Genomic DNA, 21,661 nt, shown 5'->3' with positions numbered 1-21,661 from the left:
CTTACACGCTGGGGTTTAAAGGATTGAGGCGCCAAATGCTGTTGTTTTTAGATTGAAGACTATAAGCTAATTTACTCTTTTATGGGCTGATTGTTTTCCGGAGGTGCTAACCTTCCTTAAGAACATACATTTATTACAGGTCTTTGGTGCTTAATCAGTCAGACTGCCTTCATTTTTCTAAGAAGACTTTCTCATTTGACCTATTTTGTCTTCATCTATAAATACTTCAAACCCACCAGCTCTTCCGACTTTTCCCACAGTCGATTAGCAGTATCCTCATCTTTTGCTAAGTCCGTGCTCGACACTTTACCAGGCTTCCCTTTGAACTCATTAAACCCAGTTGGACCAAAATAATCACCACCTTCTGCATCGCCAATTGCTGCTACAAGGGTAGGTTTAGCACCTTCTTTTGGAGCATGCGTGAGGAAAGGGGCCACTGTATATTTTAAAAGTGAGTAAACTATTTTCGGCATATGTCTCGCTAATTCAGTAGTGGCAATACCTGGATGTGATGCGGTTGAGATTGTATTTTCATAACCTGCTTTCTCTAATCTCCTCTGTAATTCAAAAGTAAACATCAAGCAAGCTAACTTTGATTGCCCATATGCATCTGATGCCGAATATTTCTTTTCACTTTGCAAGTCGTCAAAATTGATTTTACCGCTTTTATGCGCAATAGAACTTAAGGTAACGATTCTGGAATTCGGTGTTTTCAAGACCGTATCCAATAACAAACCTGTGAGAAGGAAATGCCCAAGGAAATTGGCTTGCAGCTGAAGTTCGTACCCATCTTTAGTCTTTGTGTAGGGTGGCATCATTACTCCTGCATTATTAATTAAAACGTCTAGGTGATCATATTTAGATTGATAGGATTTAGCAAAATTATGAACTGACTCTAAGCTACTTAAGTCGATCTCCATTACTTCCAGGTCTGCCGTTGGAACTTCCTCTTTTATGCTGTCTTTAGCGGCATTGGCTTTATTCATGCTACGGCAAGCCATTATCACTTTAGCTCCTTTTTTCGCCAGAGATAAACTGTTCTCGTAACCTAGCCCAGTATTTGCTCCAGTCACAATGAAGTTCCGTCCGTCTTGTTCTGGTAAATTATTTATCTCGTCCATGTTTTGTTGTTTTTACTAAGCTTAATTAATCTGTGACTCCATGCATTAGTTGATTGAAATCTTGAGGTCATTCATAAATTATCAAAATGCAATGCTTTAATTAAAAATAGCGACAATTTCGATTTACACCCTATTGTTGTAATGAACATTAACTGAATTCAGGCCATAAGTGTTACTTTCAATTTGTTCTTAAAAAATCAGTTACCACAGTATTATGGCCAGACTCCATTTCACAAGTCCAACTATCTATCCACCACCTACCATTCTCGTAATGAAGCTGGATGCTATTTAATCCGCGTAAATTTGATTTCCTTTCAGGATCAGTCCTGATCTCAAATGCACTCCATACCTGAGCCATATTGCCAAACCGGCTTACCTTTCTTTTCAGTTCGTGCTCGTAAAAATCTTCTTTGGGAGATAATGCCAACGGGATATATTCCTCTGCCAATGAATGCGATTGAGCGTTTCCGTTTTCGTCAATTCTAGTGATGACAGCATTCTTAGCATGAATAAATTGATCTCTTTCAAATTGCCATGGATCTTCACTTGAACCAGAAATGACCTGATAATAAGCATTGATGATGCCATCTATTGATTTTACATCGTTCGCATATTTGTCTTCTGCAGTTTGAGCGAAAAGAGCTGACGAACCCATCAATGCGGTTAGGAGTAATAGGTGTTTCATGATGTAAGAGTGATTGTTTAATGATTCTTTTTTTCAGTTTTCGGCTTCCCTTTTTTTAAAATCATTATTTTCTAGTGCTTTTATATTTAAAATATTGTCAACAATTGTTCATTTTACAAGTCATTCAAAAACACGAATATTTTTGCGTATGCAGCTTCTAATTCTTCCTCGTTTGGACTGTGTTTTCCATCAGGCACGTAAGTTAGGACATCTTTACGCTCTCGTAATTTTGCAGTGAATTCCTCAAATGTTGAAGGGGGAATTTGATCGTCTTGCCCGCCATGCCATAAAAAAATGGGAGGGTCATTTTCATCAAAATAAGTATTAGGCTCATAAACAGCCACTACTTCTTTTGTTGCATAACCTTCTGATGGGAATAGTGCCTTCCCTGCCTTTCTGAATAGTTCGTAATCGTAATCGATAAATATTTTTTCTATTACTTCCAGATCATCTACCGGACCAGAAAAGTTGATTATACCCTTAATTGTTATTCCATCATCTAGTTTGTCCGGAAAAGAGGGGTTATTTTGAGCTAAACCGACATTTGATGCGATCTGTGCACCTGCAGAAAAACCAGTTAAGATGATGTTGTTTAAATTTAAATTATACTTACTGTTTTGGTCTTTTAGGTAATTGAGGGCATTGGTAAGATCGTTTGTAGCGAGCGGAATGCCCCTTTTAATTCGATAATTCATATTCACCACATTCAAACCTTTTTTCAAGTAGGGTTGGATATAAATTTCCTCTTCAGTTTTATCGCTTAAGTAATACGCTCCACCATGGAGGAAAACGATTGTGTAATTATTATTCCTGTAAGATTTTGCGTCTTTAGAAAGATAGATGTCCATTTTTTGTTCAGCATCTGAGCTGTAGAAAACATCTTTCAATATTTCGTAAGTCTCAGAAATTTCATCGCTTGTCTTGTCTGGTATTGAAGTCAACTCTTTAGAACAAGATGATAAAATCACTAAGCTTATGATTGACAAATAGATTATTATATTTCTCATTTTTTTGCATGTATTGTAAAAGAGGATGAATTAGTATTTCATCGAATTTTCCTATCGTAGATTTCATTTAAAAGGAATTTCAACCCTCTTGTTGTAGTAAGTTGAGAATTATTTATCTAAGGAGAAACCGATCAAGGACGAATGCGCTGTCTTACTGTCCAAGGGTGGTGGTTTTCTGTCCGGAGGAAACAAATTGGAAATCTAGAAAAAAACAGGTCTGAAGTTACGATTAGAGAATATAGTTTCCCTAGATGAATTACGTAGTTGTTAGTATTGAGAGTACGAGTAAGGTTGCTTGACCTTTGGGAAAGTAATAGAATTCTAAATTGTCTGAATGCGCTTTAGCAATTCATCTTTTTGTGATTTAGTAACTGGAAGTGCTTTGTTCCCAATGACTACATGTGTGTTACCTATTTCTTTTATTTGAGAAAGGTTAATAATGTACGACCTGTGAGTTCTTAAAAAATGCTTAGCTGGAAGCTTTTCATCCATTTCTTTTAGTGACATAACTACCAAATACTCTTTGCTATTAGAGAAAATGCGACAGTAGTTTCGTTCGGCTTCAATGTAGAGGATATCCTTAATATCTACCTTTACCATTGAATTTAAATGCCTTACAAAAATACAATCACTTAAAAGGAAGGAATTATTATTTTGAGATTCTAGATCAGCATTGTTTTTGACCTTCGACTCCATTTGGTTTATAGTCAGTTCAATGGTCCGTTGCAAATCTAATTTCTTAAAAGGCTTGGAGATAAAGCCGAATGGTTTCGTTGCTTTTGCTCTGTTGAAATGCGCATCATCTGTATTGGCCGTCAAGTAAATAATAGGAATATCATGTGTTTTTTGCATGGTTAAAGCAGTCTCAATTCCATCTAAATCTCCTTTAAGGTTAATGTCCAGCAACATGATGTCTGGGGTGTTTTTCTCTATCTGTTGCAGAGCCTCTTCACCCCTTGGAATGATTCCAGTCACCTCGTAACCTAATTCATTTAGTTGTAATGAAATGTTTGCTCCAATTAGCATTTCATCTTCTACGATTAATATTTTTAGCTTTTCGCTCATTTATGCACTTTTCTTAATAAGGAAATCAAATTCAATATGAGTGCCTTCTTTGGTATGCTCCTTCATCTTTCCGTTCAATTGCTGAGTTAATAACTGCACTAATTGTGAGCCAAAGCCTGTTCCTTTAGGGGCTAAACCAACTACTTTACCCACACCATTATCGTCAACTTTTAGTCTTAAATTATCATCCGAAGTCTTTTCTAAACTGATGAGAATAGTCCCCTGATCTTTTTTTACAAATGCATATTTGAGTGCATTGGTCAAAAGCTCGTTTACAATAAGCCCGATGGGGACTGCTGTATCCACATCCAGCTCTAAATTATCCATAGCGCATTCAATCTTTACTTTTTCTTCTGCATTGAAGGTATCCAGAATGCCTTCGCTAAGGTTTAGGAAGTAGTCCTTCATTTCTATACTGCCAAGATTTGTTCCCTGATATAATTTTTGATGGATGATGCCCATTGATTGTACTCTATTTTGGCTAGCGATCATAGCCTCCTTCGTGGCAGGGTCATCAATCTGAGCAGACTGCAAAGCAATTAGACTTTTGACCATCTCTAGATTATTTTTCACTCGATGATGTATTTCTTTGAGGAGTAGTTCATTTTCTTCATTTCGCTTATCAAGCAACTCGTTTTTATGAGCCAACTCTTCATTCAATCCTTTTAGCTTCTTATTACTCTTTTGTTTTAATCTGAAATTGCGATATAATAAAGCGATCAATAAAGCACCAATAACTAAGGCGGCAATATAAATGAATTGTCGTTGCCGATTTGCTGCGAGCTGTTTATCTTGATTAAGAACGTTTAGTTGTAATTCACTTTCTCGTAGGCTTCTCTGGTTTCTCTCCACCTCAATCACATTATTTGCCTCTGAATATTCAATATAGTGCTCAAGTGCTTTTTTGTAGTCACCTTGAAGTTCGTATGCATTAAATAATTTCCAAATAAAAAATGCAGTATTTGCCCTGGTATTAATTGTAATCGAGGCATTCTTTGCTATTTCAAAGTATTGAATTGCCTTAATATAATTACCTTCCACCTCTGCAATCTCTCCCAACAAGAGGTGCGCAAATTGATACAGATCAATAGTTTTTAGATTATATTTTTCCAAATTTTCGATAGTCTTATAGAGGTAGGTTTTCGCCTCTTCGTATTTTTCTTTTTTAATCAGCTTGCTGCCCATGGAATAAGAGTGCCATGTATGATAAAATGGATTAGTGATTTGAGGTAATAGCCCTGCAATTTGATCCATATAATAGTAGCTCGAATCAGAATTGGCATCTGCATAATGATAAGTTAAAACCTTATAAATCGTCATTAGTGCCTCATTCTTTTCCGGATAATCGGATTTCTCGTAAGCAATCACACTTTCTCTCATATATTGAAAAGACTCTTCTTGCTCCTCTGGCAAACCGTATTGATATAGAAATCTACCTTTATCTTTCAATAATTTAAGCTGTATTTCAGGTCGTGGATCATTTTCTAATAGGTTTTGGGCTTTGACAAAAAGCTCAAGCCCAGGTTTTGGCTCTCCTCTAATAATTTTTATTAAGGCCCAATTGATCAGCAAATCATAACCCAAAATCTTGTCTTTCCTACTTTCTGGAATTTTTTCATAATACCCCCAGCCTATTGGTGCAAGCGAATCCACTACATTGAAATTATGAGACCTGTTTGCTCTATCCGTGATATCGCGATATAGGTCAGCCAAAAGATCATAACGTAAAGGTTCAGTATTTTGGAGAAGTGCTGCAGCAGAGTCTAAATAAAAAACGGTACTATCTCTATTAAAATGAGGGATTTCTTTAAACCACAACGCTTTCTGTTGATATCTGCTACTTCGTGCAACTGCTTCATCATAAGAAAGGTCCTGGCTGATGCCATGGCCCAGCTCAAAAAGGAGAAATGAAACTATACAAAATACTTTAAACATATTACCTCTCGTAATCATTTCTGAAAATGAACTTGTAGTAGTTTTAAATATACAACAGATTCTAAGTAAAATACATGTAAATAGTAATAAATTTGCACTAAAAAGGAATAATTTTTAGTATTTAATGTTGTTGTGAGAATGGATATTTTTTGCAGGAAATGCTTTTTACTAGCTTCACTAGACAGGAATTTGAACTAAGTTTTATAGACTATTTAAAACAAAAAAAATAGCACCAAGAAAAATCCTGATGCTATGTCAGCATTTTAATAAGGTTAAAAACTGAATTATGTGTCGTGGGTCCTTACAATTATTTCAATCCAGCACGCTGTAGCAAAGCCTCAATTTTGGGCTCTCTGCCTCTGAATCTTTTGTATAATTCCATTGGGTGTTCGCTGCCTCCTTTTGAAAGAATATTGTCTTTAAAGGATTGAGAGACTTCCTTGTTGAATATGCCTTTTTCTTTGAATAAGGAGAAAGCATCGGCATCCAAGACTTCCGCCCATTTGTAGCTGTAATAACCAGATGCATACCCACCAGAAAATATATGTCCGAACTGGGTGCTCATTAATGTCCCTTCCACACTCGGAAATAACTTGGTAGGTGCCATGGCTTTTTCTTCAAATTCTTCGACATCTTTAATGTCCTTTGCTTCTTCTCTTTCCAATGTGAAATAAGCCATATCCAAAAGCGCTAAGCTCACTTGCCTAACAGTGGCATAGGCTTCATGATAAGTACTGCTGGCCTTTATTTTATCTACATAGTCTTGCGGGATTTTCTCTCCTGTTTCATAATGCTTAGCAAATAAATCGAGGCATTCTTTCTCATAACACCAGTTTTCAAATATCTGTGAAGGTAACTCCACAAAATCCCAATACACATTTGCTCCTGTTAGGCTTCCATATCGGCCATTACCTAACATGGCATGTAAGGCATGACCAAATTCATGGAAAAGAGTGGTGACTTCGTTGAAAGTCAATAAACTCGGATTGTCTGGAGTGGAAGGAGTAAAATTACAAACATTGGAAACTAACGGTCTGAATTCTTCTCCGTTTTTTCTGTATTGATCCCTATAAGTCGTCATCCAAGCGCCTCCTCTTTTGCCTTCTCTTGGGTGAAAATCAGCATAGAAAATAGCCACTTGTTCACCAGCCAAATTGCTCACTTCATAAGTGGTGACGTCCTCATGATAGACCGGAATACTCTTAACTTCTTTAAAGCGGATATCATATAATTTCTCCGCGGATTGAAATACGCCATCTAAAACATTTTCTAGTTTGAAATAAGGTCGAAGCAATTCATCGTCTATCGCATATTTCTTCTTTTTCAACTTTTCAGAATAATAAGCCCAATCCCAACGCTGGAGGTCAATATCTTCTCCTAATTCTTTAACAAAGGACTCTATTTCGGCCACTTCTTCTTGTGCCTTAGGCAAAGATTGCTTTAATAGGTCACTTAAAAACTGCTGGACGTTGTCTTTGCTTTCAGCCATTCGTTCTTCAAGTACATAATCTGCATAAGTATCATAACCTAAAAGGGATGTTTTTTCACTTCTTAGGTTGACAATTTCTTTGATGATGGTTTTATTATCATACTCATCGTTTTTGTTGGCCTTAGACATAAAGGCTTTATAAAGCTCCTTTCTTAAAGCACGATTGTCTGCATTTTCCATAAAAGGAACAAAGCTTGGAGCTTGTAAAGTAAACACCCATTTTCCTTCTTTACCTTTAGCTCTTGCAGTATTTTTGGCTTGTTTTTTAGCAGAATCAGGTAATCCACCTAAATCCTTTTCATCCGAAATGACCAATTCATAATCATTGGTTTCCGCCAATACGTTTTCCCCAAATGTGAGACTGAGTTGGGAAAGCTTTTTGGTGATGTCCTTAAAACGCGCTTTATCTTTTTCATTCAAATCCGCACCGTTTCTGATAAAGGCTTTATATGTTTTATCCAGTAGCATTTTCTGCTCATGATCTAGCTCCAGTTGGTTTTTCTGATTGTAAACCACTTTTACTCGCTCAAATAAATCAGCGTTTTGCCAAATGTCATTTCCAAATTCCGAAAGAATGGGAGAGGCTTCTCTCGTTACTTCTTGAATTTTCTCATTGGTTTCGGCACTATTTAGGTTAAATAAAATAGAGGAAACCGAACTTAATTTTTCACCAGCAAATTCCATCGCCTCTAGTGTATTTTCAAAAGTGGGCGTCTCAGACTGCGAGGTAATGTTTTTAATTTCTTGTTTAGCCTCTGTAATAGCGCCCTTTATAGCCGGCATAAAATGCTCTGATTTTATATGGTCAAATGGAGGGGTTTGAAATGGGGTGTTAAATTCTTTTAATAATGGATTATCCATAAATATATTTTCTTGTTAGAATTTCGAATGCAAACTTAAGTTGTTTAGTACGGAATTGGGGAATGGATAGATTAATAAAAAGTAAAAAAAGCCATTTCCTTCTGATATTCCTGGGTGGTTTATGATTACCATTTATGCCTTGAGTTTTCTTTTTAATCTTTTTTATCAAGAAAAAAGGATAGAACAAATCAAGAAAGTTTAATGCTTCTGCCCTCATGGCCTCGCTGGCTTGTCTGCACAAGCAGGCCCGCTAAACTTTCGTCCCACCCGCTTTTCCGAGTTCCTCGGAATTGGTCGTGTTAGTTCTTTTTCAACTTATTGGTAAAAGTATCATTATCAAATTAAAAAGCTAAAGTTATTCTGTGCGTTTTGCCCCGTTGGGGGAAATTAAAAGGGGGCTATAATTTCTTTTTTATGGATCGGATTATACTTCCCAAAATAGGAATGTTTTCATAGAACAGTTCGCCTGCATCAAAATAGTCTCTCTGGCTGATTATTTCATTTTCGAAGATCAGAACCGAAATTCCGGATGCTTTTACATTCTTTTTTGGTCTTTTTAATTTTAAATTCATTTCCCAAGATAGATAGGCTTTATTACCCATAATTGATTCATCTGTAAAATGGAAAGTACCTTCTATCAGATTTTCATTTAACTTTTGAAAGTATGCTTTGAGATTTTCAATTCCATCTATTTCGTGAATAGGATCTTTGAAAACTATATCTTCAGAATAAATCTCTTCCAGTATAGAAATGTTATTAAAATCTATTGGAGAGAAGTAATGCTTAAATTTTTCAAGGGTTGTAGTGTTCATGATCTTAGGTAGGTCGCTGTCTTGGAAATTTAACCAAAAAAATAGTTTACTAAAAACACTACAAAAAGAAATAGCGTCAGTCGCCTAACGCTATTGCAATATTTCCTAAATCATTTGACTTAAAATTTTGAATCTACTTCCTACTATAATTCGGAGCTTCTCTAGTGATATGTACATCATGCGGATGACTTTCGGCTACTCCTGCTGCAGTGATTTTAACAAATTTAGCTTCTTTTAATTGCGCGAGGTTTGCTGCTCCGCAATATCCCATACCAGCTTTTAGTCCTCCAATCATTTGGTGTAGTACTTCAGAAACCAAGCCCTTGAATGGCACTCTACCAGAAATTCCTTCCGGCACTAATTTTTTAATATCATCTTCTGCATCTTGGAAGTAACGATCTTTACTTCCCATATTCATGGCTTCCACAGAACCCATGCCACGGTAAGATTTGAATTTCCGTCCTTCAAATAAAATCATTTCGCCAGGAGCTTCTTCTGTTCCCGCTAAAAGAGAACCTATCATTACACTATCAGCACCGCCAGCTAAAGCCTTTACCACATCCCCTGAAAAACGAATACCGCCATCCGCAATAATCGGAACGCCTGTATCTTTTATAGCTTTATAAGTCTCATAAACTGCGGATAACTGTGGAGCTCCCACTCCGGCCACCACTCTTGTCGTACAAATACTGCCTGGACCAACCCCTACTTTTACGGCATCTGCGCCTGCATCTACCAATGCTTTGGCCGCTTCTGGGGTAGCAATATTTCCAACAATTAGTTCTAAATCAGGGTAAGCCTTCTTTATACGAGCTGCGGTATCAATTACTCCCTTGCTATGACCGTGCGCTGTGTCGATAGTCACAACATCTACACCTGCTTTAACTAAGGCATCGATTCTCTCATCGATATCGCCAGTTACTCCAACAGCAGCGCCAACCCTTAATCGTCCAAATTCATCCTTGCAAGCGTTAGGTTTATCTTTTTTCTTCAAAATATCTTTGTAGGTAATCAAACCCATCAAAGTTCCTGATTTATTAATAATCGGTAGTTTTTCAATTTTATATTCTTGTAAGACTTCTTCAGCTCCCTCCAAATTAATACCTTCTTCAGCGGTAATTAATTTCTCACTTGTCATCACTTTCTCAACCGAAACTTTATTGTCTTTCTGAAATCTTAAATCTCGATTAGTTACAATTCCTAACAATTTTTTGTTGGAATCTACAACTGGAATACCACCGATCTTATTTTCCCTCATGATTTTCAAAGCATCGCCCACTGTGCTATTGATATGCAAAGTGATTGGATCTAAGATCATTCCACTTTGTGAACGCTTTACTTTCCTGACTTCCATCGCATGCTGCTCGATAGACATATTTTTATGGATAAATCCCATGCCGCCTTCAAGCGCCATAGCAATGGCCAAATGATGCTCTGTTACGGTGTCCATAGCAGAGGAAATCAAAGGAATATTTAAAGTTATATTTCTTGTTAATTTTGAGGAAGTGTCAGTTTCTCTTGGTAATACTTCTGAATATCCTGGAAGCAGTAATACGTCATCGTAGGTTAAAGCTTCGTAAACGAATTTGGATGTGTCTAAGCTCATAATGCAAATAATTAGCTGTGATTATTTGCAGGGCAAAAGTACGAAGATACTTTCATTATCGGAAATTAGTTATTAATATTATTTTATTAAGAGTCCATAAATAATATCTATATATGAGTCTACCATTACTGTTGATTTTATCTGCCATTGTTTTAATCAGCGCTTATTTCACCTATGGCCGATTTATCAGTAAAAAATTTGATATTAAAAATGATCATGAAACGCCAGCCCATACCCAAAAGGATGGAGTGGATTATGTCCCTTCTAATAAATTGGTAGTCTTGGGGCACCATTTTGCCTCTATTGCAGGTGCTGGCCCCATTGTTGGCCCCATAATAGCAGTTACTTTTGGCTGGATTCCGGCAGTGATATGGATTTTAGTAGGGGGTATTTTCATAGGTGCAGTTCATGATGTGGGAAGTATGGTGGCTTCATTAAGACATAAAGGAAAGTCCATAGGGGTTATTATTCATCAATATATTGGACGGAGCGGAAAACGGCTTTTTTTAATTTTTAGTTTCTCGACCTTAATTCTCATTATTGCTGTTTTTGCAGATATTATTGCCAAGACTTTTGTTAAAAATCCGGGGGTGGCCTCCACTTCTACATTTTTTATTATACTAGCACTGGCTTTCGGATTTTTCAATCGAAAATTAGCTCAGAAAAAATATGCTTTTGCATGGCTTTCAATTGTTGGGGTGATTTTGATGTATTATTTCGTGGTCCTTGGAAATAGCATTCCATTTGAGCTCAATTATATTTTTTGGGTTGTTCTTTTATTAGCATATGCTTTTGTGGCCTCAGTTACGCCCATGTCTGTTTTGCTTCAGCCTAGAGATTATTTAAGCAGTTTTTTGCTTTATGGTTTAATTCTCCTGGCCTTGGTGGGCGTTTTTGTTGCCAATCCAGAAGTGAAAATGGATAGTAATATTATCTTCAAGAGTGAGGATATTGGTTATTTATTTCCCGTTCTTTTTATTACTGTAGCTTGTGGTGCTATAAGTGGATTCCATTCCTTGGTAGCATCAGGGACCACTTCAAAACAGCTCAACAGAGAAACTGATGCCAAAGTGGTTGGATATGGAGGGATGTTGATTGAATCATTTTTGGCCATTATTTCAGTTTGTGCTGTGATGGTGATCAGCCGAACTGATTATGCTAGCAGTTTAGCAATAGATGGGCCGGTAAATATGTTCGCAGATGGAATGGGCTATGTGATATCTTCATTGGGAATAGAAGAAGGTTTAGCAGTAAATTTTGTAGCGCTTACTATTTCTGCTTTTGCACTAACTACTTTAGATACTTGCACCCGTTTAGCAAGATTCACCTTTCAGGAATTCTTTGAGGAAACTGAAAGCAAAAATGTTCATCGAATTACTCAAAATAGATTTTTATCCACTTTTGTAGTCGTAATACTTTCCTCCATTTTTTTACTTTCAGGAGAATTTACTACGCTTTGGCCAATTTTCGGTTCAGCTAATCAACTGTTGGCGGCACTTGCATTATTAGCCGTTTCCGTATGGTTGATAAAATCAGGAAAGAAAGCGGGGTTTTTATTGATCCCAATGTTTTTTATGTTCGTAGTAACGCTAAGTTCTCTATTTGTGCTGGCTTTTCAGAATTTTGAAAATGGGATTTACAGCATATCTATTATTTCAGGCTTGTTATTTGTTTTGGCAATTGTCTTGTTGGTTTTAGCAAAACGATGTTTAAAGACAGAAGATGAGGCTTTAAAAGCTTAGCATTTAAAGCATCCCGTTTTCATTTGTGATTTCATCTGGTATTTCTTGACCAACATCCCAAAGTTCAATGATTTTTTGATCTTTGAATTTGAAAAAATGTACAAATACAAATCCTAAATCGGCAGGGTTTTGCTTTACGTGTGAGTGAATTGCTATAAATTCTTCATCAGCTAAAGAACGCAAAATCTTAAGTTCTTTCTCAGGATTGTTTTGCGCATCTTCTAACATGGCATCTTTCAATGATTTTGCATCTCCTTTAAAGTAGGGATTGTGATGCTTGAAATCTTCTGCCACATAAACTTTAAAAGCCTCTTCAATTTGTGCAGAGGCAACCATTTCTAAGAAGGAAATTGCTATTTTTTTTTCAGCGGTCATCTAAAATAACTGTTAAGTTTCTCAATAATTGTAGGCTGAACTATTCTTACAACTACAATATAAATATTTCCGCTTAAAGCCAAGCTGGGGAAAGCAAAAAACCTGCCCATTTACGGGCAGGCTAAAAATTATTCATATTCAAAAACAGTACTGATTGACCAGTTAAAGTCATTTTCTAAGACAGATAGTTTCTGCCAAGTATCGGCAGATGGGGGCCCAACTGTAGGCTCGGGATCATCAGGAAAGTTTTCTAAGCTGATTCCCCCATTCATTCTACCGCTGGCAATTACCGAATTGTAAATAGGATTAATTATTTCTTCTAAGCTTGAAGTCGATATTTGATTGCCGTAACTTAATAGTAAGAATTCGACAGCATTATTATCTTTCAAAATAATTTTCTGCAATGACGCACTTGCGGAAATATTTATAAAGGTAAGATTTGGGTTGTGTGAGAAATCCAAAATCTCTGGACTCATACCTTCTCCATTGAATCCGTTCCGAAAGCTTTCTAAATTAGGTAAATTAAATAAGTTGATTTCTTTGATCGGTCCTTGACCATAGTAGGAATAAAAGTCTGTAATTTTATCAACATCGCCTGAGACACTGACAAAATATTCCCAATTACTTCCAAAGTTGTGACTAAAATTTTCCGAATAGTCAGTGGAAATTCTTGTTTCAGTATGACCATCTCCCCAATCAATAGTAATTTCTCCTACATAGCTTAAGCTAAATTCAAAATTAGCACTATACAACAACTGTGGTAATGCAATGAATGTGAGAGCAGGGTCTAAATGTATATTGATTAGTCCATTTTCATATTTATCAAATAGACTTTCTATAGTAAATGTTTCGCTATACATTGCGAAACCTTTTTTTATTAGCACCAAGCTAAACTCCTCGTCACCTATATTTGAAATACCTACGGAATTAATTTCTGGTTTTACGGTAAAGCGCTTGATGGTGTCCTCATTTTGAATAATCAATCCTTTTGCATGGGTTAATTCGCTTCCTTTTTCACTTAGCTTAAAAACACTGAGGAAAAAGAAGTCAGTGACTGTGAAAGGGAAAGAAATGTAACCGATATCTCGAGGATTTAACATCGAAACGTTTATCACTTCTATTTTTAATTGAGTGGAATTTGCACCATCTACTTCAAAATTAAGGGGTAGTGGATTTTTGACCAAATCCGCCTTAGTAGAGCCAGATATTGGAGTCGCATATAGTACTTCATTATCTGGACTGATTAATAAAAATTTTGTCAAGTTGTATTCTCCAGTGTTTAATTGCAGTGGTTTACTAACAAAATTTCCGTTAAAGGATAAGATTTCAAGGGTTTCATCTTCAAGAATATTTTCACCATTCACTGTCTCAATACTAATTTGTACATATGACCCTGCAGGTATAGCTAATACTTCTCGAGCCTGACCGTTTTCATTGCTTAGTGACAGATTAAAGTGAACCTTGCCAACTTCTTCTCCTTTTAAATTTTCTTTTTCAGGACTGCAACTGCATAGAAAGATTGCGCCCAAAAATACTACGGTTGATAGCGTTTTCATATCATTTTTTATTTAGTTCCTTATAAATATAATTAAAAAAAATCTAGTTATTATATTATATCGTATTTTTTTAGATGTAGCATTTGTTGAAAATATTCTAAATTTTCTATTCACAATTAGATGATGCTGTATTGGAGAATTTCTGGTTATTTCCCTAAATTTCAATATGCAAAACCAAAAACACCTTTTTGATCTTCCAGGTGATATCCACTACCTGAATGGAGCCTATATGTCTCCTAATTTGAAAGCAGTTGAAAAAGCAGGTATTGAAGGAGTAAAGCGAAAGACTAACCCTACCTCGATAAAGGAGGAAGATTTTTTTGATCCAGCGGAAGAGGTAAAGTCCTTATTTGGCAAATTGATTAACGCTCCTGCCAAGCAAATTACAATCATTCCTTCTGCTTCTTATGGCTTGATGAATGCTGTTCGGAATGTGCCTATTAAAAAAGGTCAACATGCCATAACAGTAAAGGAAGAATTTCCAAGTGACCACTTGACGTTGAGAAAATTTTGCACTGAGAATGATGCGGATTTGAGAGTCATTTCACCCCCTGAATTTATAAGCGGAAGAACTCAAGCTTGGACCGAAAAAATTGTCAATAGCATTAATGAAGATACTGCAGTTGTGGTGATGTCCTCCATTCATTGGATGGAAGGTTTGAAATTTGATCTAGAAGCTATAGGTGAAAAATGTAGTGCTACAAATACTTATTTTATTGTAGATGGAACTCAATCTGTCGGGGCTTTGCCAATTGACGTAAAGAAGTTTAAGATTGATGCCTTAGTATGTGCTGCCTATAAATGGCTTCTGGGACCATATTCCACTGGACTGGCTTTCTACAGTGATAAATTTGATGAAGGTAAACCTATTGAATATTCATGGATGACTAGAAAAGATGGGCATGATTTCAGTAAGCTTACCTCCTATCCTGAAAAATTTGCTCAAGGTGCCATGCGTTACAATGTTGGTGAATTTAGTAATTTCATTGCTTTGCCGATGATAAAATCCGCTTTGGAACAGATTCTGATTTGGGGTACTGAAAACATTCAAAATTATTGCTTTGAATTGATGAAACCCTTTAGGAGCTATTTGGAAACTAAGAGGATTGAAAAAGACGATGATCATATGGTCAGTGCTCATTTGTACGGATTATTTCTCCCAGACAAAGTAAATTCTACTTTACTTTTGGATGATTTTAAAGCAAATAAAATTCACCTGTCTGCCAGGGGTAGGTCTATAAGGATATCACCTTACCTTTACAATAATTCAAAAGATATAGTCGCCACATTGGAAGTTCTTGATAGGCATTTCTAATTTTACTTTTTGCAATCTTTTGATCATTAAGTGATTTGCACAGTGTACGAAAATGCATTTAAATTGTAAGAGAAAGTAATTTTATGGCAAAACAACTCATTTATACTATTAAAGAAGGAAAGTCTAGGGGTGCAAGATACTGTGCCACTCAAGATCGTACCCAACAACAGGTTCGAGACAAGCTTTACGACTGGGGTTTGTATGGAGATGAAGTGGAAGAGGTAATCGCTTGGTTGATTTCTGAAGATTTTATCAATGAGGAGCGTTTTGCACAAAGCTACGTTCGAGGCCATTTTAGGTTAAAAAAGTGGGGTAGAATTAAGATAAAGCAGGGGTTGGAACAAAAAAAAATATCAGAATACTGTATAACAGTGGGAATGAAGGAGATTGATGTAGAGGAATACCAAGATACAATTATTAAGCTGTTAGAGAAAAAATGGCAGACTATCAAGGATTCCAATCAATACATAAAAAAGCAAAAGGTAGTTCGTTATTTATTACAGAAAGGCTTTGAATCAGATTTAGTTTGGAGTGAAATCGATAATTTGAAAGCTTAGACAAGTTTCAAATGCCAAAACTTATGAGTTGAAGAATTATTATCAGCAAGATTGTAATAATTTTTATCAGATATTTTTATGAATTCATAATTCCTTCTTACCTTTGTGAGCTCAAATGGTGGATGTAGCTCAGCTGGTTAGAGTATCGGTTTGTGGTACCGAGGGTCGTGGGTTCGAGCCCCATCTTCCACCCATTAAAAAAAGCTCAAATCTTAATTGATTTGGGCTTTTTTTTGAAAAAATTAAAGAAAACTTCAGTTTATTTATTGCTTACATCCGTCAATTGGCGGAAGCTCTCTTAAAACGAGGGAGATACCCCTCAGTTCTGCGTACAGCCCCCCTATAACAGAGGAGCAATGGGCTTGTGTTAAACATTAACATTCCGCTATAAAAATAACATTATTTTAAAATGTCTGTCAGGGGTTGTTAGGTCAAATTATATTTACAAAATTAGCTAGAAGCACTCACCCGTTCCCCTCCTTAAAAAAGGAGGGGTGTCCGAAGGACGGGGTGGTTGTATGAAGAAGTGGGTTGGCCACAAGTCTGGTTGGTTTCAAAAAAAACTTGCAAAATTAATCTTCAAACTTTTACTTAGATTATAGTAGCTACAACTTTCAACCGTTAATTGCTCGTGAAAAACTACCAAATCAACAATAGACCTGAATTAAAAGAAAATAGAAAAAGGCTAAGGAATAACGGAACCTCTGCAGAAGCTTTTTTATGGAATTACTTAAAAGGTAAACAATTAAAAAGTAGAAAATTTAGAAGACAGTTTAGTGTTGGGAATTATATTTTAGATTTTTATTGCCCTGCAGAAAAACTATGTATTGAATTGGATGGTGCCAACCATTTTACTTCTGCAGGTTTTGAATATGATAAGAAAAGGACGGAATACTTAAATACCATCGGAATTACGGTAGTTAGATTTGAAAATAAAATAGTTTTTGAATCAATTGAAAATGTGTTGGAGGATATTATGAGTAATTTTAAGGAAGAATAAGCATCAAAATAATTCTATGGTCCTTAACGATAACTACCGGAAGTCTCCTAAAACAGGAGAAAGACCCCTCTGTCCTGCGGACATCTCCTCTAAAACAGGGGAGAATTTAGCCTGTGCTAGATTTAACTTTCTACTATAAGAAACAACAGTATTTTCAATTATGTAGAGTAGGTATTAAAAATTTAATTAAAACTACAAAGTTTTTTAGAGGTACAGTCCCCGCACCCCTCCTTAAGCAAGGAGGGGTGCCGTAGGGTGGGGTGGTTGTATTAAGAACTGGGGTGTTCTTAGGGCAGGACGGTTGTATTAGAAATATTAGGCCAAAATAATAATCACCCATTATTTCAGTTATTCCTTTCCGAAAACAAATTTCTAATTGAAGATTTGTATTTTGCGCTTAAATTGAATTTATGCATTTTTACATATGCTTAGGAAGCATTATTTATGGCAAAGAACACTTATAAATCTAATACTTTTAAAAAGGGAACTGAAGAAAAGAAATCAAGAAAGCTAAATTTCGAATTTGGATTCTTGAAGGACAGGAGGCTACATCTCGCTTTTGGCTTCTTTCTTTTGACAGCCTCTATTTTTTTATTTACCGCCTTCGTGTCCTATTTGTTTACAGGTAAGGCTGATATGAGTGTATTACAGTCCGTTTCGGATACAGGAGTAAAAGCTTCAGGTGCTGAAATGGACAACTGGTTAGGTCTTTTGGGCGCCCAGTCTGCCTATTACTTCATTTTCAAGTGGTTTGGACTAGCCGCTTTTCTAATTCCACCTTTTTTATTTCTGACTGGTTACCGTATTACTTTCAATAAAGTAATTTTTTCTATTAAAAGTGCTTTTACCTTCATGCTGTTTTTCCTATTCTGGTTCAGCTTGCTATTGGGTTTTATGGTATTTGAATCTGGCAAAATCTCCGCATTCTCCTTCTTGTGTGGAGGTATTGGATATGAACTTGCCGTGCTTTTCAATAGTCTTTTTGGCTGGGGTACTTACCTAGTTTTAATACTTTCATTATTAATATTCATAGTCTTTTATTTTGATGTGACTTCTCTACTTTCATTCCAGTCCAAAATTGATGAAATAGGTCAAGTGAAGGATGAGGAAGTGAGCTTTTCTGAAGAAACATCAACTGAAAAAAAGGAAGAAGTAGTTACAAGGGAGGAAGAAACTGAGGAAGAAGTAAGTGAAGAATCCTTTGATGATGCTAGCAGCTGGACCGTAACTGAGCAAAAACCTAAAAAAGCAACTCCTCAGGAGGAGCTCACTATGGAGGTGGAGAATACCCTTGAAAATAAAGTAATGCAAGAAGAACCCCCTCAGGAAGAGGCAAAGCAGGAAATGGAAGTGGAGGAATCATCCTTTGATGAAAAATTGGGTAAAAGGGTTGAGAATTATGACCCTACTTTAGATTTGTCGTCTTATAAATATCCTACTTTAGACTTATTGGCAGATCATGACTCAGGGAAAGTAAAAGTCACTCAGGAAGAACTGGAAGCGAATAAGGACAAAATTTTGGAAACCTTGACTAATTTCAAAATTAAGATCCAAAGTATTAAGGCAACTATTGGACCCACTGTCACGCTTTACGAGATTATCCCGGAGGCTGGGGTAAAAATTTCTAAAATTAAGAATCTAGAAGACGATATCGCGCTTAGCTTAGCGGCTTTGGGAATAAGGATAATTGCCCCAATTCCTGGCAAAGGAACCATTGGTATAGAGGTACCTAATAAGAACCGAGAAATGGTCAGCATGAAATCGGTATTGGCAACTGATAAATTTCTTAAAAGTGATAAAGAATTACCTATTATTTTGGGTAAGACCATCAGCAATGATGTTTTTATTGCTGATCTAGCCAAAATGCCACATTTGTTGATGGCGGGAGCAACAGGTCAAGGTAAATCAGTCGGACTAAATGTTATGTTGGCGTCTCTGATTTATAAGAAACATCCTTCGCAATTGAAATTTGTTTTGGTGGATCCAAAAAAGGTGGAATTGACACTTTTTAATAAATTGGAAAGGCACTTTCTTGCGACCTTACCGGGAACAGAGGAACCCATTATAACCGATACTAAAAAAGTTGTAAATACCTTGAATTCTCTTTGTGTAGAGATGGATAGGAGATATGATTTACTGAAAGATGCAGGTTGCAGAAATTTAAAGGAGTATAATACTAAATTTGTGAGCAGAAAATTGAATCCCGAAAAAGGGCATAGATTTTTACCTTACATAGTTCTAGTTATAGATGAGTTGGCTGATTTGATGATGACAGCTGGAAAAGAGGTGGAAACCCCTATTGCAAGATTGGCGCAGCTGGCTCGAGCAATTGGAATCCATTTGATAATAGCTACTCAGAGGCCGTCAGTAAATGTAATTACAGGAATCATTAAAGCTAATTTCCCAGCTCGACTATCTTTTAGGGTAACTTCCAAAATTGATTCAAGAACCATTTTGGATACAGGGGGATCAGAACAATTAGTTGGAATGGGGGATATGTTGCTTTCCCAAGGATCGGATTTGATTCGTTTACAATGTCCATTTATTGATACTCCTGAAATTGATGAGGTAGTAGAGTATATTGGTAATCAAAGAGGTTATGAGCAAGCATATCAATTACCCGAATTTGCCGGAGATGATGACGAAAGTAAAGTAGGAGAGGTTGATTTATCTGAAAGGGATGCCTTATTCGATGAGGCAGCAAAACTAATTGTTTTGCATCAGCAGGGAAGTACCTCATTGATACAGAGAAAACTAAAGCTAGGATATAACAGAGCAGGAAGATTGATAGATCAATTGGAGGCTGCTGGTATTGTAGGGGCCTTCGAAGGTAGCAAGGCAAGAGAAGTGTTGATTCCAGATGAATATAGTTTGGAACAATTATTGAACAATATCGATAACAATCATTAAGAAACAGAAAAGATAAAAGATGAGAAAAATCACATTAATTATGATGCTATTTATTTTTAGCATCTCAGCATTTGCACAAAATGATCCCAAAGCCAAAGAGATTTTGGATAAGATGAGCGCTAAATACAGTAATATTGCTGGTTTTACAGCTACTTTCACTCAGACGCTGGAAAATAAAATGGAAGACATCACCGATACATTCAAGGGAGAAATTGTAGTGAGTGGTGATAAATTTAAAGCAGACGTGGCTGGTCAATTAATCGTAAATAACAATGAAACTGTTTGGACATATCTACGAGATGCCAATGAGGTCACCATTAATAATTACGATCAGGAGGCTGGAGAAATGAATCCAAGTAAAATTTATACAGCCTACAGAGAGGGATATAAGTATTTATACATGGCAGGAGAAGGTAATGCACAATATCATGTGATTGATTTAGTGCCAGAAGATAAAGACGAGTCTTTTTATAAAATCAGGTTGAAAATTGATAAGAAAACCAATTTGCTAGATAAATGGACTATTTTTGATCGGGCAGGTAATATCTTCAACTATGAAGTGACAAACTTCAAAGTGGACGATTCATTAACTGACAATGATTTCATTTTTAATCCGTCTGACTATCCTGATATAGAAGTTTTGGATTTTAGATAATCCGTTAATTAAATGATTGAAACTTGTCAGGTTAAAAGTGCTGAATAATTTATGCCTTAATTCAAGCATTACAGATTTAATTAATACGAAACCTGACAGGTTTATTTAGCTTTCTTTTAAATAAGCATGAACTACCAAGAACTTTCAGAGCAAATAAAATCCAAATCAAGCTACTTATGTGTGGGCTTAGATACAGATCTTAAAAAAATCCCAAAGCATTTATTAAAAGAAAAAGACCCAATTTTCGAATTTAATAAGCAGATTATTGATGCTACTATTGATTATGCTGTGGCTTATAAACCCAATATTGCCTTTTACGAAGCACTGGGAATTAAGGGATGGGAAAGTTTACAGAAAACCATTGAATATCTGCCAAAGGATGTGTTCACCATTGCGGATGCCAAAAGAGGAGATATAGGCAATACATCAAATATGTATGCTAAGGCATTTTTTGAGCAAATGAATTTTGATTCCATTACCGTTGCGCCCTATATGGGAAGCGATTCGGTTGAACCATTTCTTGAATTTGAGGATAAATGGGTGATTTTACTTGCTTTAACTTCTAATGAAGGTGGAAAAGATTTCCAGTTTGAAGAATTAAAATCAGGGGAGAAAGTCTATCAAAAGGTGTTGGAGGTTTCTCAAAAGTGGGGTACAAAAGAAAACCTAATGTATGTGGTAGGTGCCACGCGTTCCAAAGAATTTCAGGAAATCCGGAAATCAGTACCTAGCCATTTCTTATTAGTGCCAGGCGTAGGAGCGCAAGGCGGGAATTTAGAAGAACTTTCAAAATATGGCTTGAATGAAAATGGAGGATTATTGGTAAATTCTTCAAGAGGGATTATTTACGCATCTTCTGGTGAAGATTTTGCGAAGGTAGCGGGTGAAAAGGCTAAAGGTATTCAAGAGGATATGAAGGGGTATTTGGATCAGTTTAGTTAAAATAGAGCGAAGAAGGCTATTGCACTGA

Annotated in this window: 17 protein-coding genes and 1 tRNA gene; 8 read left to right on the top strand and 10 right to left on the bottom strand. The window is 36.2% G+C overall.

From position 1 onward, the window contains the following. Positions 1-215 precede the first annotated feature (215 nt). From Q3Y49_RS04165 to guaB, 8 genes are all read right to left on the bottom strand, one after another. Positions 216-1,121, bottom strand: a complete 906-nt coding sequence (locus Q3Y49_RS04165; RefSeq protein WP_303270982.1) for an oxidoreductase — start codon at positions 1,119-1,121, stop codon at positions 216-218. A gap of 178 nt (positions 1,122-1,299) precedes the next feature. Further along, positions 1,300-1,806, bottom strand: coding sequence for a hypothetical protein (locus tag Q3Y49_RS04160; protein WP_303270981.1), 507 nt, complete (start codon positions 1,804-1,806; stop codon positions 1,300-1,302). Positions 1,807-1,919: 113 nt separating this feature from the next. Further along, positions 1,920-2,813 carry an alpha/beta hydrolase gene (locus Q3Y49_RS04155; RefSeq protein WP_303270980.1) on the bottom strand — a complete coding sequence of 298 codons (894 nt, stop codon included), beginning with the start codon at positions 2,811-2,813 and terminating at the stop codon, positions 1,920-1,922. A gap of 321 nt (positions 2,814-3,134) precedes the next feature. Continuing rightward, entirely contained in the window at positions 3,135-3,878 is a 744-nt protein-coding gene (locus tag Q3Y49_RS04150) for a LytR/AlgR family response regulator transcription factor (RefSeq protein ID WP_303270979.1), read from the bottom strand. After that, a complete protein-coding gene (locus tag Q3Y49_RS04145; RefSeq protein WP_303270978.1) occupies positions 3,879-5,831 on the bottom strand; it encodes a tetratricopeptide repeat-containing sensor histidine kinase in 1,953 nt (650 codons plus the stop codon). Positions 5,832-6,120: 289 nt separating this feature from the next. Next, entirely contained in the window at positions 6,121-8,163 is a 2,043-nt protein-coding gene (locus Q3Y49_RS04140) for a M3 family metallopeptidase (RefSeq protein ID WP_303270977.1), read from the bottom strand. A 398-nt stretch (positions 8,164-8,561) separates the two neighbouring features. Then, positions 8,562-8,975, bottom strand: a complete 414-nt coding sequence (locus Q3Y49_RS04135; RefSeq protein WP_303270976.1) for a nuclear transport factor 2 family protein — start codon at positions 8,973-8,975, stop codon at positions 8,562-8,564. A gap of 133 nt (positions 8,976-9,108) precedes the next feature. After that, a complete protein-coding gene (gene guaB / locus Q3Y49_RS04130) occupies positions 9,109-10,581 on the bottom strand; it encodes an IMP dehydrogenase (RefSeq protein WP_303270975.1) in 1,473 nt (490 codons plus the stop codon). 113 nt (positions 10,582-10,694) lie between these two features. On the opposite strand from guaB, the gene Q3Y49_RS04125 reads away from it, so the two are divergent. After that, positions 10,695-12,323 (top strand): carbon starvation CstA family protein, encoded by a 1,629-nt coding sequence (locus Q3Y49_RS04125; RefSeq protein ID WP_303270974.1) that lies wholly within the window; start codon positions 10,695-10,697, stop codon positions 12,321-12,323. A 3-nt stretch (positions 12,324-12,326) separates the two neighbouring features. Here the strand turns inward: Q3Y49_RS04125 and Q3Y49_RS04120 are convergent, their stop codons facing one another. Continuing rightward, positions 12,327-12,698, bottom strand: a complete 372-nt coding sequence (locus Q3Y49_RS04120; protein WP_303270973.1) for a nuclear transport factor 2 family protein — start codon at positions 12,696-12,698, stop codon at positions 12,327-12,329. A 128-nt stretch (positions 12,699-12,826) separates the two neighbouring features. Beyond that, on the bottom strand, positions 12,827-14,254 hold the full coding sequence (locus Q3Y49_RS04115; RefSeq protein WP_303270972.1) for a hypothetical protein: 1,428 nt from the start codon (positions 14,252-14,254) through the stop codon (positions 12,827-12,829). A 166-nt stretch (positions 14,255-14,420) separates the two neighbouring features. Between Q3Y49_RS04115 and Q3Y49_RS04110 the strand changes: the two genes are divergently transcribed. The 7 genes from Q3Y49_RS04110 to pyrF all read left to right on the top strand — a co-directional run bounded on the left by Q3Y49_RS04110 (position 14,421) and on the right by pyrF (position 21,633). Next, positions 14,421-15,569, top strand: coding sequence for an aminotransferase class V-fold PLP-dependent enzyme (locus Q3Y49_RS04110; RefSeq protein WP_303270971.1), 1,149 nt, complete (start codon positions 14,421-14,423; stop codon positions 15,567-15,569). An 83-nt stretch (positions 15,570-15,652) separates the two neighbouring features. Continuing rightward, positions 15,653-16,126 (top strand): regulatory protein RecX, encoded by a 474-nt coding sequence (locus tag Q3Y49_RS04105; protein ID WP_303270970.1) that lies wholly within the window; start codon positions 15,653-15,655, stop codon positions 16,124-16,126. A gap of 117 nt (positions 16,127-16,243) precedes the next feature. Next, a tRNA-His gene (locus Q3Y49_RS04100) sits at positions 16,244-16,319 on the top strand. Between the two features lie 438 nt (positions 16,320-16,757). Continuing rightward, positions 16,758-17,126 (top strand): endonuclease domain-containing protein, encoded by a 369-nt coding sequence (locus Q3Y49_RS04095; protein WP_303270969.1) that lies wholly within the window; start codon positions 16,758-16,760, stop codon positions 17,124-17,126. A 444-nt stretch (positions 17,127-17,570) separates the two neighbouring features. Then, positions 17,571-20,036: an FtsK/SpoIIIE family DNA translocase gene (locus tag Q3Y49_RS04090; RefSeq protein ID WP_303270968.1), complete on the top strand. Its 2,466-nt coding sequence runs from the start codon at positions 17,571-17,573 to the stop codon at positions 20,034-20,036. Positions 20,037-20,055: 19 nt separating this feature from the next. Further along, positions 20,056-20,691 carry an outer membrane lipoprotein periplasmic chaperone LolA1 gene (gene lolA1, locus Q3Y49_RS04085; protein WP_303270967.1) on the top strand — a complete coding sequence of 212 codons (636 nt, stop codon included), beginning with the start codon at positions 20,056-20,058 and terminating at the stop codon, positions 20,689-20,691. 126 nt (positions 20,692-20,817) lie between these two features. Then, positions 20,818-21,633, top strand: coding sequence for an orotidine-5'-phosphate decarboxylase (gene pyrF / locus Q3Y49_RS04080; protein WP_303270966.1), 816 nt, complete (start codon positions 20,818-20,820; stop codon positions 21,631-21,633). Positions 21,634-21,661: the final 28 nt, after the last annotated feature.

This window comes from Marivirga harenae (assembly GCF_030534335.1).
Classification (GTDB): Bacteria; Bacteroidota; Bacteroidia; order Cytophagales; family Cyclobacteriaceae; genus Marivirga; species Marivirga harenae.
This window is presented reverse-complemented; position numbering and strand designations above follow the sequence as displayed.

Bases quoted from the DNA above. Each gene is read 5' to 3' on its own strand.
- Q3Y49_RS04135 (WP_303270976.1), bottom strand. From the start codon at position 8,975: ATGAACACTACAACCCTTGAAAAATTTAAGCATTACTTCTCTCCAATA.
- Q3Y49_RS04150 (WP_303270979.1), bottom strand. From the start codon at position 3,878: ATGAGCGAAAAGCTAAAAATATTAATCGTAGAAGATGAAATGCTAATT.
- Q3Y49_RS04110 (WP_303270971.1), top strand. From the start codon at position 14,421: ATGCAAAACCAAAAACACCTTTTTGATCTTCCAGGTGATATCCACTAC.
- pyrF (WP_303270966.1), top strand. From the start codon at position 20,818: ATGAACTACCAAGAACTTTCAGAGCAAATAAAATCCAAATCAAGCTAC.
- Q3Y49_RS04125 (WP_303270974.1), top strand. From the start codon at position 10,695: ATGAGTCTACCATTACTGTTGATTTTATCTGCCATTGTTTTAATCAGC.
- guaB (WP_303270975.1), bottom strand. From the start codon at position 10,581: ATGAGCTTAGACACATCCAAATTCGTTTACGAAGCTTTAACCTACGAT.
- Q3Y49_RS04165 (WP_303270982.1), bottom strand. From the start codon at position 1,121: ATGGACGAGATAAATAATTTACCAGAACAAGACGGACGGAACTTCATT.
- Q3Y49_RS04105 (WP_303270970.1), top strand. From the start codon at position 15,653: ATGGCAAAACAACTCATTTATACTATTAAAGAAGGAAAGTCTAGGGGT.
- Q3Y49_RS04145 (WP_303270978.1), bottom strand. From the start codon at position 5,831: ATGATTACGAGAGGTAATATGTTTAAAGTATTTTGTATAGTTTCATTT.
- Q3Y49_RS04120 (WP_303270973.1), bottom strand. From the start codon at position 12,698: ATGACCGCTGAAAAAAAAATAGCAATTTCCTTCTTAGAAATGGTTGCC.
- Q3Y49_RS04090 (WP_303270968.1), top strand. From the start codon at position 17,571: ATGGCAAAGAACACTTATAAATCTAATACTTTTAAAAAGGGAACTGAA.
- lolA1 (WP_303270967.1), top strand. From the start codon at position 20,056: ATGAGAAAAATCACATTAATTATGATGCTATTTATTTTTAGCATCTCA.
- Q3Y49_RS04155 (WP_303270980.1), bottom strand. From the start codon at position 2,813: ATGAGAAATATAATAATCTATTTGTCAATCATAAGCTTAGTGATTTTA.
- Q3Y49_RS04140 (WP_303270977.1), bottom strand. From the start codon at position 8,163: ATGGATAATCCATTATTAAAAGAATTTAACACCCCATTTCAAACCCCT.
- Q3Y49_RS04160 (WP_303270981.1), bottom strand. From the start codon at position 1,806: ATGAAACACCTATTACTCCTAACCGCATTGATGGGTTCGTCAGCTCTT.
- Q3Y49_RS04115 (WP_303270972.1), bottom strand. From the start codon at position 14,254: ATGAAAACGCTATCAACCGTAGTATTTTTGGGCGCAATCTTTCTATGC.